Source organism: Pseudomonas sp. GM84, assembly GCF_000282535.1.
In the GTDB taxonomy this organism is placed as follows: Bacteria; Pseudomonadota; Gammaproteobacteria; order Pseudomonadales; family Pseudomonadaceae; genus Aquipseudomonas.
Genome location: NZ_AKJC01000020.1, coordinates 1 through 8,521, shown reverse-complemented (window position 1 = coordinate 8,521; position 8,521 = coordinate 1). Strand labels below are relative to the sequence as shown.

At 63.3% G+C, this 8,521-nt stretch carries 9 protein-coding genes; 6 read left to right on the top strand and 3 right to left on the bottom strand.

The genetic code is table 11. The features are described from left to right. The first annotated feature begins 146 nt into the window (after positions 1 to 146). The gene (locus PMI38_RS01825) at positions 147 to 449 is read left to right on the top strand and encodes a hypothetical protein (protein WP_008089896.1); all 303 of its coding nucleotides are present in this window, start codon (positions 147 to 149) and stop codon (positions 447 to 449) included. Positions 450 to 452: 3 nt separating this feature from the next. Here PMI38_RS01825 and PMI38_RS01820 read toward each other — a convergent pair whose 3' ends face one another. Together PMI38_RS01820 and gcvA are read right to left on the bottom strand one after the other, a co-directional pair. After that, entirely contained in the window at positions 453 to 1,697 is a 1,245-nt protein-coding gene (locus PMI38_RS01820; protein ID WP_008089894.1) for a 2-aminoadipate transaminase, read from the bottom strand. Positions 1,698 to 1,919: 222 nt separating this feature from the next. Further along, positions 1,920 to 2,816: a transcriptional regulator GcvA gene (gene gcvA / locus PMI38_RS01815; protein ID WP_008089892.1), complete on the bottom strand. Its 897-nt coding sequence runs from the start codon at positions 2,814 to 2,816 to the stop codon at positions 1,920 to 1,922. Between the two features lie 254 nt (positions 2,817 to 3,070). Here gcvA and PMI38_RS01810 point away from each other — a divergent pair, with 254 nt between their 5' ends. From PMI38_RS01810 to PMI38_RS01800, 3 genes are all read left to right on the top strand, one after another. Beyond that, entirely contained in the window at positions 3,071 to 4,453 is a 1,383-nt protein-coding gene (locus PMI38_RS01810) for an amino acid permease (RefSeq protein ID WP_008089891.1), read from the top strand. A gap of 59 nt (positions 4,454 to 4,512) precedes the next feature. Beyond that, positions 4,513 to 5,013 (top strand): PaaI family thioesterase, encoded by a 501-nt coding sequence (locus PMI38_RS01805; protein WP_008089889.1) that lies wholly within the window; start codon positions 4,513 to 4,515, stop codon positions 5,011 to 5,013. 75 nt (positions 5,014 to 5,088) lie between these two features. Then, entirely contained in the window at positions 5,089 to 5,784 is a 696-nt protein-coding gene (locus PMI38_RS01800) for a glutathione S-transferase N-terminal domain-containing protein (protein ID WP_008089888.1), read from the top strand. Between the two features lie 108 nt (positions 5,785 to 5,892). Here PMI38_RS01800 and PMI38_RS01795 read toward each other — a convergent pair whose 3' ends face one another. After that, positions 5,893 to 7,509 (bottom strand): inorganic phosphate transporter, encoded by a 1,617-nt coding sequence (locus PMI38_RS01795; protein ID WP_008089886.1) that lies wholly within the window; start codon positions 7,507 to 7,509, stop codon positions 5,893 to 5,895. A gap of 128 nt (positions 7,510 to 7,637) precedes the next feature. Here PMI38_RS01795 and PMI38_RS01790 point away from each other — a divergent pair, with 128 nt between their 5' ends. After that, a complete protein-coding gene (locus PMI38_RS01790; RefSeq protein ID WP_008089884.1) occupies positions 7,638 to 8,024 on the top strand; it encodes a DUF488 domain-containing protein in 387 nt (128 codons plus the stop codon). Continuing rightward, complete coding sequence (locus PMI38_RS01785; RefSeq protein WP_008089882.1) at positions 8,014 to 8,445, top strand: GNAT family N-acetyltransferase; 432 nt, start codon at positions 8,014 to 8,016, stop codon at positions 8,443 to 8,445. Before PMI38_RS01790 ends, PMI38_RS01785 begins: the two co-directional genes overlap by 11 nt. Positions 8,446 to 8,521: the final 76 nt, after the last annotated feature.

Genomic DNA, 8,521 nt, shown 5'->3' with positions numbered 1-8,521 from the left:
AAGCCGGCTCCCACAAAGTTCTCCAGTGTTGACCCGATCGGTGTGGGAGCCGGCTTGCCGGCGATGAGGCCAGTAGAGACAACGGAGCACGGCTGCCGTACTCTACGCGCCCGCAAGCCTGCATCCAACACCTGAGGTAACCCCGCTTGAGCACCCAGTACCCGTACACCGCCACCGTGACCATCAGCGCCGAAGACCGTGGCGGCGATATCGAGGCCTCCGAGAATCCCAGCATGCGTGTCGGCCTCGAAGCGGTGACCGAAACCCTGAAGAAGGTGCATTTCGTCGGTACGCTCGCGGCACCCGAGAAGCCCGCCACGCACATCTGCGTGACCCTGGAGAACGGCCTGACCTACTATGGCCCGATCGTCAATGGCCACGCCGAACTCGAAGGCGGCTGGATCGCCTTCGAGTCCGACATGCTCACCCCGGAAGAACTGGGCCTGTAAGCTTCAACCCAGCTCAGCCAGGCACTGCTCGAGGATATCCAGGCCTTCCTCGAGCACTTCGGCTTCGGTGGTCAGCGGTGCCAGCAGGCGGATGATATGCCGCGCCTTGCCGCTGGGCATCAGCAGCAACCCCTTGGCCCGCGCCGTCTCCAGCACCTTGGCCAATTGTGCCGGTGCCGGGCTGCCGTCGGCATTGACGAACTCGATACCGCGCATGGCGCCGACCCCGGTCAACCGGCCGATCCCTGGGTATGTACCTTGCCAGCGCGCCACACGGCTGACGATGGCCTGCTCCTGGCGCTCGCCCCAGGTGGCGAGGTTCTCGTCGCTCATCTGCGCCAGGCTCGCCAGCGCTGCCGCACAGGCAATCGGATTCCCCGAGTAGGTGCCACCCAAGCCACCCTTGGGCAGGGCCGCCATCAACGCCTGACGCCCGACCACCGCACCCAATGGCATGCCGCCCGCGATGCTCTTGGCCAACAGCAGCAGATCAGGCTCGATTCCCAATCGCGGGAAGGCGAAACGCTGGCCGGTACGACCGAAGCCGGACTGGATCTCGTCGATGATGATCAGGATCCCGTGCTCGTCGCAGAAGCGCCGCAGCGCCTGGGCGAACGCCGGGTCGAGGGCGAGAAAGCCGCCTTCGCCCTGCACCGGCTCGAAGATGAACGCCGCCACGTCTTCCACGGCCAGCTCGACGCTGAACAGCCGCTCCAGGGCCTTGAGTGCCTGCTCGCAGGTAACGCCGGTGTCGGCGCTGGGGTAGGGCAGGTGGTAGACCGGCCCTGGCAGTTCGCCGACCCGTTGCTTGTAGGGGGCGACCTTGCCGTTGAGGTTCAGGGTGGCCAGGGTGCGGCCATGGAAACCACCGTCGAAGGCAATGATGGCGCGCTTGCCGGTAGCGCCGCGGGCGACTTTCAGGGCGTTTTCCGCCGCTTCCGCGCCACTGTTGGTGAGCATGCCGGCCAGCGGATAGCTGACCGGGACGAATTCGCACAGACGCTCCATGAGCGCCAGGTAAGGGCCGTGGGGGGCGGCGTTGAAGGCGTAGTGGGTCAGGCGCGCGGCCTGGGTCTGAATGGCCTCGACCACGGCCGGGTTGCAGTGGCCCAGGTTGAGCACGCCGATACCGCCGACGAAGTCGATGTAACGTTTGCCGTCGGTATCCCAGACTTCGGCGTTACGGCCATGGGAAAGTGTGATCGGGTGAACGATGGCAATGGATTGACTGATACTTTCCTGGTTCATGGGGCACGCAGACCTTGTTCGAGTTTTTAATATCGAAGCGCGCCCGGGTATTATTCCGCAAACGAATTATTTGATTGCGATCATTCCCTGGATTCTTGATCTTTCAGTGCTGGCCTCTTCGCGGGACAAGCCCGCTCCCACAAAGTACGCCACAGCTTTCAGCTTCAGTGGTGATTCTTGTGGGAGCGGGCTTGCCCCGCGAAGAGGCCAGTGCAGACGCTGTCAATCGCCCTCGGCCACCCGCTCGCGAATCCACTGCACGAAAGCCCTGATCTTCGGCACCTGCGCCGCATGTTCGGCATGGGCGATGAAGTGCCGTCCATTGCTCGCCACCGGGTGGTCCCAGGCCACCACCAGCTTGCCTTCGCTCAGCTCCTCGGCCACCAGGTAGCGCGGAATCAGGGCAATGCCGCAGCCGGCGATGGCTGCACGAATGCACAGGTAGAACGTGTCGAAGCGGGGCCCGTGGTAGCTGTTCTGGCTGTGCAGCCCCAAGCCAAGAAACCATTCATGCCAGGCTTCCGGCCGCGAGGCGCACTGCAGCAGGCGGTGCTCGGTAAGCGCCTGGGCGCTGTCGAAACGGTGCGCGGCCCTCAGCTGCGGGGCGCACACCGGCACCACCTCCTCGCTGAACAACTCGATGCAGGTCGCCCCCGGCCAGGTGCCCTGGCCGAAGAAAAAGGCGATATCGGCCTTGGCCTGTACCAGGTCGAACGGCTCCAGTTCGTTGCGGATGTCCAGGTGAATGCGTGGGTGGCGATCACCGAAACCCTTGAGCCTGGGCACCAGCCAGCGTGCGCCGAAGGTCGGCTGGGTGGCGATGCGCAGCACTTCGGTCTCGTCGCCGTAGCTGAGGATGTAGCGGCTGGAGATGTCGATCTGGGTCAGGATCTTGTTCACCTCGGTCAGGTACAGGGCGCCGGCGGGGGTCAGGTGCAGGCGCCGGCGAATGCGCTGGAACAGGGAGTGCGAGAGCATCTCCTCCAGTTGCGCGACCTGCTTGCTGACGGCGCTCTGGGTCAGGTGCAGCTCGTGTGCCGCACGGGTGAAGCTCAGGTGGCGTGCGGCGGCTTCGAAGCACTGCAAGGCGGTGGTCGAGGGCATCAGGCGTTTTGACATGGCAAGGGTTTACCGAGCAAAAAAGGAAGAAGTTCATTCCCGAATGGAATCATGTGCTTCGAAAAGGTCGTTTGTTGACCCGCGCCTATAGATTAATACTGACCTGGATCAACGATTACAACCGGTGATGTGAAGAGGAGGTAAGTGCACAGCCGGCAACTTCAGAACAAGAAAAAAGAGCAACACACCTACAAGAATTCTGCTCCAACTTTTTCAGCCGTCCGTGTGGCGGCCGACCCATTCGAGGGTTCTCCATGGCTTCGCTAGACAACAAGAAACAGCGTTCCCTGCAGCACGGCCTGACGTCGCGTCAGGTGTCCATGATTTCCATTGCCGGCATCATCGGTGCCGGCCTGTTCATCGGCTCTTCCAACGCCATCGCCACCGCTGGCCCGGCCATTCTCATTTCCTACGCCATGACTGGCCTGCTGGTGCTGCTGGTGATGCGCATGCTCGGCGAAATGGCCATCGCCAACCCCAACAGCGGCTCGTTCTCCACCTATGCCTCCGAAGCCATCGGCCCTTGGGCGGGCTTTACCATCGGCTGGCTGTACTGGTGGTTCTGGGTACTGATCATCCCGGTCGAGGCCATCGCCGGCGCGGATATCCTGCACGCCTACTTCCCCGGCGTGCCGTCCTGGCTGTTCGCCTTCCTGATCATGTTCCTGCTGTCGGGCACCAACCTGGTCAGCGTGAAGAACTTCGGTGCGTTCGAGTACTGGTTCGCCCTGGTCAAGGTGATCGCCATCATCGCCTTCATCGGCGTCTGCAGCCTGGCCGTATTCGGCTTCTGGCCGCTGGCCGAGGTGTCCGGTGTGAGCCGCCTGTGGGATAACGGCGGGTTCATGCCCAACGGCTTCGGCACCGTGCTCGGTGGCGTGCTGATCACCATCTTCTCGTTCTTCGGTGCGGAGATCGTGACCATCGCGGCCGATGAAACCGCCAACCCGAAAGACAAGATCCGCCGCGCCACCAACCTGGTGGTGTACCGCATCGCGATCTTCTACCTGGCGTCGATCTTCCTGGTGGTGTCGCTGGTGGCCTGGAACGACCCGGCCCTCAAGGCAGTGGGCTCGTTCCAGCGGGTGCTGGAAGTGCTCAACGTGCCAGGCGCCAAGCTGCTGGTCGACCTGGTGGTGCTGGTGGCCGTGACCAGCTGCATGAACTCGGGCCTCTACACGGCTTCGCGGATGCTGTATTCCCTGGGCGCTCGCGGCCAGGCGCTGAGCATGACCAAGCGTATTTCCGGCGCGGGCGTACCGACCGTGGCGGTCATCCTCTCGACCCTGGCGGGCTTCGCCGGCTGCTTCGTCAACTATGTGTTCCCCGGCAAGGTGTTTGGCTTCCTGTTGTCCACCACCGGCGCCATCGCCTTGCTGGTGTATCTGGTAATCGCCGTGTCGCAGCTGCGCATGCGTGCCCGTGCCGATCGCGAAGGGCGGCCGCTGGAGCTGAAGATGTGGCTGTTCCCGTGGCTGACCTGGCTGGTGATCGGCACCATCGTGATGGTGTTGGGCTACATGCTGTTCAGTGATGCCTACCGTTACGAAACGCTGATGACGGCTGGGGTCACGTTGTTCATCCTGCTGGTGTCGCTGACCCAGAAGGGCGGCAAGGTGGTTGCGCAGACGGCTTGAGCTTTCTGCTTTAATGGGGGGCGTTGCGCGCCCCTCATTCCAACAAGCACAGGAAGCGTATGAACGACCCGATTCTCTCCCTCCAGGCCCTCGCTGCCCCCGAGGGCACCTGCTACGGCTGCGGCTGCTCCCACCCTTCCGGCTTGCACCTGCAAAGCCACTGGGACGCCGATGGTATTCACCTGCTGTGCCGGCACTCTCCCGACAGCACCTTTATAGGCTGGCCCGGCCTGGTCTATGGCGGCCTCTTGGCGATGCTGGTCGATTGCCACTCCAACTGGACGGCCATGGCCTACCATTACCGCGCCGAGGGCCGTGAGCCCGGCAGCCTGCCGCGTATCGACTGCGTCACCGGCAGCCTGGGCCTGAACTACCTCAAGCCCACGCCAATGGGTGTCGAGCTGCTGCTCAAGGCACGCGTCGAGGGCGAGGTGGGGCGCAAGACCCGCGTGCTCTGCGAGGTCTGGGCAGGCGATGTGCTCACCGTCAGCGCCGACTCGGTGTTCGTACGCGTCGATACCGAAAAGCTCAAGCTCAAGGCGCATGGCCAGGCGAGCTGACGACAGGCAGGTGATGGTCAGCCGTGCGGGATGTCACTAGAGTGACAACTTCCCAATCCCTGGCACAGGTTGACCATGATCGATCTCAGCGCATTCCCCATCACCCGCAAATGGCCGGCGAAACACCCCGAGCGCCTGCAGCTGTATTCGTTGCCCACGCCCAATGGCGTCAAGGTGTCGATCATGCTCGAGGAGATCGGCCTGGCCTATGAGCCGCACAAGATCAGCTTCGACAACGACGACCAGCTGAGCGCGGAATTCATCTCGCTCAGCGCCAACAACAAGATCCCGGCGATTCTCGACCCCGATGGGCCGGGCGGCAAGCCACTGCCGCTGTTCGAGTCGGGCGCGATCCTGCAGTACCTGGCCGAGAAGAGCGGGCAACTGCTCAGCCAGGACCCGGCCACCCGCTACCAGACGATCCAGTGGCTGATGTTCCAGATGGGCGGCATCGGGCCGATGTTCGGGCAGGTCGGGTTCTTCCACTTCTTCGCGGGTAAGGAATATGAAGACAAGCGCCCGCGTGATCGTTACGTCAACGAGTCGAAGCGCCTGTTGGGTGTGCTGGATCGACACTTGAAGGGTAGAGCGTGGATGGTCGACGAATACAGCATTGCCGACATCGCCATCTTCCCCTGGGTGCGCAACCTGGTGGAGCGCTATAACGCGCGGGAGTTGGTGGGGTTCGATGAATATAAGGAAGTGCAGCGGGTGCTGGCGGTGTTCCTCGAACGACCGGCGGTGCAGCGCGGCCTGAAAGTCCCGGGTTGATCAGGCGACACTGAACCTGTGGGAGCGGGCTTGCCCCGCGAATGCTGCAGTGGATTCACCATCGCATTCGCGGGGCAAGCCCGCTCCCACAGGTTTTTCATTTGCAGCCTAGAAAATCTGGTTCAGCAGCCAGTACAGGCTCCCCGCCAGCAGCATCGCGGCCGGCAAGGTCAGCACCCAGGCCATCAACAGGTTGATCAAGGTTCGCTTCTGAATCCCCGAACCATTGGCGACCATGGTCCCGGCTACCCCGGAACTCAGCACATGGGTGGTCGACACCGGCAAGCCGAACATGTCCGCCGCACCAATGGTGCACATCGCCACCACTTCAGCCGAAGCGCCCTGGGCATAGCTCAGGTGGGTCTTGCCGATCTTCTCGCCCACCGTCACCACGATGCGCCGCCAGCCGACCATGGTCCCCAGGCCCAGCGCAATGGCCACGGCCACTTTGACCCACAGCGGGATGTAGCGGGTGGCGTCGTCCAGTTGAGTCTTGAACAGTTGCACATGGCTGCGCGTGTCGGCATCGAAGGCGACCAGCTCGTGCTTGTCCATCAAGCGGATCGCTTCGCTGGTCAGGTACATGTCGTTGCGTACGTTGGCCATGGCTTCGGCCGGTATGCGCTTGAGCGAGCCGTAGCCTTTGACTTCTTCGCCGATCATGCCGGTCAGGGCCGCGAGGGCAGGGACCAGTTGCGGGTCGGCCTTGGGCTGGGAAATGAAGGCGGTCAGCACCAGGCGCGGGTCCCCCGGCAGCGGACGTGGGTCGGTACGCACCAAGGCCTGGCGGGTTACCTCGGCCACGGCGGAAAACTGCAGGGCTTGCTCACTGGGCATGGTCTTGTTCAGCGCGTAGGCCATCGGCAAGGTGCCGACCAGAATCAGCATGATCAGGCCCATGCCCTTTTGCCCGTCGTTGGAGCCGTGGGCAAAGGAAACACCGGTACAGGTGAGGATCAATACGCCACGTACCCACCAGGGAGGGGGCGTGCGGCCTTCAGGCGCCTGGTACAGTTCCTTGCGCTTGACCAGCGCACGCAGGGCCAGCAGCAGCAGGGCCGCGCAGGCGAAACCGATCAACGGTGAGAACAACAGGGCGTAGCCAACCTTGCTGGCCTGGCTCCAGTCCACCCCGCTGGTGCCGTCGCGCCCGTGCATCAAGGCATTGGCCACGCCCACGCCGATGATCGAGCCGATCAAGGTGTGCGAGGACGACGCCGGCAAGCCCAGCCACCAGGTACCGAGGTTCCAGATGATCGCGGCCAGCAGCAAGGCGAAGACCATGGCGAACCCCGCCGTGGATCCCACCTGCAGGATCAGCTCCACCGGTAGTAGCGCAATGATGCCGAACGCCACTGCCCCGCTGGAAAGCAGCACACCAAGAAAGTTGCACAGCCCTGACCAGACCACCGCCACCGGCGCCGGCAACGAATGGGTGTAGATCACCGTGGCCACGGCATTGGCCGTATCGTGGAAACCATTGACGAATTCGAAGCCCAGGGCGATCAGCAGCGCCAGGCCCAACAGAAGAAACGGGGTGACCGTGGTAATCACGGTGCCGCTGGCGCTGACGTCCTGCTTGAGACTCCAGGCGGTGTAGGCGATGCCGGCCACGAGCAGGCCGAAGAACAGAAAAAGCGTGGCGCGCCCGGGTTTGTGCGAAAGCTGCGGGCGGGAATCGCGGTCGACCAGTAGCGGCTGGCTGGCCAGTGACTGGGTTGCCATGGTGGCTCCGAGTGGCTTCAGGCGAAGGTGCCGAAGGCTGTCAGCATAGAAACAAATCGTTTCCGGGACGTGACCTCGGTCAATGAATTACCTAGGCTCAAGACGAGTGGTAAAGGCAGGAGAACCCCATGATTCGCTGCAAGCGTGTCTATGACGCGGTCGGGCAAGGCGATGGCCAGCGGGTGCTGGTCGATCGCCTCTGGCCGCGCAACAAGCGCAAGGATGAGCTGCATGGCCAGTGGTTGCGCGAGGTGGCGCCGTCGACTGAATTGCGCAAGGCATTTCACCAGGGGGAGGTGGATTTCGCCGCATTTTCCCAGCGCTATCGGCAGGAGCTCGCGGCACATCCCGAGCACTGGTATGCCCTGCTGGACCTGATGGCCAAGGGAGACCTGACCCTGCTTTATGCCGGCAAGGATACCGAGCACAACAATGCCCAGGTGCTGGCCGCGTGGCTCGAAGAAGAATGGGAGCGGCGCGGGCCGGGCAGTTCGCCGGTGTGTTATGCCCCTTGAGCTCAAGCCCGCCAGCGACCGGCACTGCACGTTCGCCCGTGACCTGACGCGTCGGGCGATGCTGCCCTATTACCGTGAGTTCGACCTGCTGTGGATCGAGGAGGCGTTCGACCAGGCGTGGGGGTGGCGCGAGCAGTGGCTGATCGTTGAGGGGGAAACCCTGCTCGGTTTCTGCAGCCTCAGCCAGGACCGGCAGGCGCTGTTCATCCGCGAGCTGCACCTGTCGCCGGAGCATCGTGGGCGGGGTGTGGGCAGCTGGGTGCTGGAGCAGCTGGCCGATTGGGCAGGGCAGCGGCGCTTGCCGTTGCTGAGGTTGATGGTGTTCAAGAGCAATCCCGCGCGGCAGCTGTACCTGCGCCATGGGTTCGTCGAGATGGGCGAGGATGAATGCTTCGTGCGGATGCAGCGGGTAGTCGGTTGATCGGTTGCGGCCCTATCGCCGGCAAGCCGGCTCCCACAGGTAAGTCACCGTATTTCAGCCCTGTGGGAGCCGGCTT

Bases quoted from the DNA above. Each gene is read 5' to 3' on its own strand.
- PMI38_RS01800 (WP_008089888.1), top strand. From the start codon at position 5,089: ATGATCGATCTCAGCGCATTCCCCATCACCCGCAAATGGCCGGCGAAA.
- gcvA (WP_008089892.1), bottom strand. From the start codon at position 2,816: ATGTCAAAACGCCTGATGCCCTCGACCACCGCCTTGCAGTGCTTCGAA.
- PMI38_RS01790 (WP_008089884.1), top strand. From the start codon at position 7,638: ATGATTCGCTGCAAGCGTGTCTATGACGCGGTCGGGCAAGGCGATGGC.
- PMI38_RS01795 (WP_008089886.1), bottom strand. From the start codon at position 7,509: ATGGCAACCCAGTCACTGGCCAGCCAGCCGCTACTGGTCGACCGCGAT.
- PMI38_RS01820 (WP_008089894.1), bottom strand. From the start codon at position 1,697: ATGAACCAGGAAAGTATCAGTCAATCCATTGCCATCGTTCACCCGATC.
- PMI38_RS01810 (WP_008089891.1), top strand. From the start codon at position 3,071: ATGGCTTCGCTAGACAACAAGAAACAGCGTTCCCTGCAGCACGGCCTG.
- PMI38_RS01805 (WP_008089889.1), top strand. From the start codon at position 4,513: ATGAACGACCCGATTCTCTCCCTCCAGGCCCTCGCTGCCCCCGAGGGC.
- PMI38_RS01785 (WP_008089882.1), top strand. From the start codon at position 8,014: ATGCCCCTTGAGCTCAAGCCCGCCAGCGACCGGCACTGCACGTTCGCC.